A 1,379-nucleotide genomic window follows, 5' to 3' on the forward strand; every position below is an offset into this window, starting at 1 on the left:
TCCCAGGCGCGCGCGCAGCAGGCCACGCTCGCGATGCAGCTGTGCTTTGGAACTGCCGACCTCCAGCTGCAGCTGGCCGGCGATTTCATGTTCTTTCCAGCCTTCGATATCGTGCAGCACCAAGACCGCACGCGCGCGCGGCGGCAGGGTCGCCAACGCGCGTTCCAGGTCGCGTTCGGTGCCGGCGCAGCCGTCATGCACCGCCATCTCCGGCAGCCCACCGTCCACGTCGTCCAGGCTGTCGTGGTCATGCCCGGCGGCACGACCGCGCAGTTCCATCAGCGCGGCGTTCACTCCCAACCGATGCAGCCAGGTCGACAGGCTGCTCTCGAAACGGAAGCCGGGCAGTGCCTTCCATGCCTGCAGGAACGCTTCCTGCAGTGCATCCTCGGCACGCGCCTGCTGCCCGCCACACAGCCGCCACAGGGTGGCAAACACCCGCGGCGCATGCTGCCGATACAGCTGTTCATAGGCAGCGGTATCGCCGGCCGCCGCTGCACGTACCAAGGCGGTTTCGTCGACGACGTCGTTGGCGGCAGGCGGCGCGGGCATGGTGGTGTCGAGCATATCCGTTGGATGCGGCCTGCCGGAAAAAGGTTTAGATCTTCCGGAGCGCTTTTCGGTTGCAACCTTTTCGCGCCTGGCTGCATCCATCACAGGTCCCCCGCAGGCCTGCCCGGCCAGGAGCATCCCATGTCCAGCCCTTCCTGCGCCGCCCTGCTGGCGATCGCGACCTGCATGCTGCTGCAGGCGTTCGACGTTTCCCTGCACTGGCGTGCCGAAAGCGGCCGCGCCTGCCTGCAGCAGCACAAACAGGACCTTGTCTGCCTTGCCTGGGCACAGGCGGTCGAAACGTCGACACGCGCCGGGTAACATCAAGCCCCGTTTCCGTCACACGTTGTCGCCCCATGATGTTGTCGCTGAAGGACCACCTGCCCGCCTGGACCCACCCCTGGCTGCATGACATCGGGATCGCCCTGCAGATCCTGATCACCCTGCTCGCCGCCTGGCTGGTGCGGGTGCTGGCGCGGCGCCTGATCCGCCGCTTCGCCGACCACTACACGCTGCCGCCGGAAATGGTGATGGGCGCGCGCCGGATCACCAGCTTCGTGGTCTATTTCAGCGCGGTGCTGTACATCCTCAGCCTGCTCGGTGCATCGCCCTCGGTGCTGTGGACGGCCTTCACCGGTTTCGCTGCGGTGGGCGCGGTGGCGTTCTTCGCGGCCTGGAGCGTGCTGTCCAACATCTTCTGCACGCTGCTGATCTTCACCACGCGACCGTTCCGCCTGCATGACTACATCGAAGTGCTGGAGAACGGCGAAAAGCCCGGGCTGAAGGGCCGGGTGATCGACGTGAACCTGATCTACACCACGCTGCAG

3 protein-coding genes are annotated in these 1,379 nt (G+C 66.1%); 2 read left to right on the plus strand and 1 reads right to left on the minus strand.

Annotated elements, in window-relative coordinates:
- Positions 1-567 (minus strand): RNA polymerase sigma factor (locus AC1VAN_RS21870; protein ID WP_480986750.1); only part of this gene is annotated, 567 nt, incomplete at its 3' end.
- 126 nt (positions 568-693) lie between these two features.
- Between AC1VAN_RS21870 and AC1VAN_RS21875 the strand changes: the two genes are divergently transcribed.
- Together AC1VAN_RS21875 and AC1VAN_RS21880 are read left to right on the plus strand one after the other, a co-directional pair.
- Positions 694-873, plus strand: coding sequence for a hypothetical protein (locus AC1VAN_RS21875; protein ID WP_282280596.1), 180 nt, complete (start codon positions 694-696; stop codon positions 871-873).
- 35 nt (positions 874-908) lie between these two features.
- A partial coding sequence (locus AC1VAN_RS21880) for a mechanosensitive ion channel domain-containing protein (protein WP_480986751.1) occupies positions 909-1,379 on the plus strand: 471 nt, incomplete at its 3' end.

Source organism: Stenotrophomonas sp. 05L44_2 (assembly GCF_056665995.1).

Coding starts and splice junctions, on each gene's coding strand:
- AC1VAN_RS21875 (WP_282280596.1), top strand. CDS start 694: ATGTCCAGCCCTTCCTGCGCCGCCCTGCTGGCGATCGCGACCTGCATG.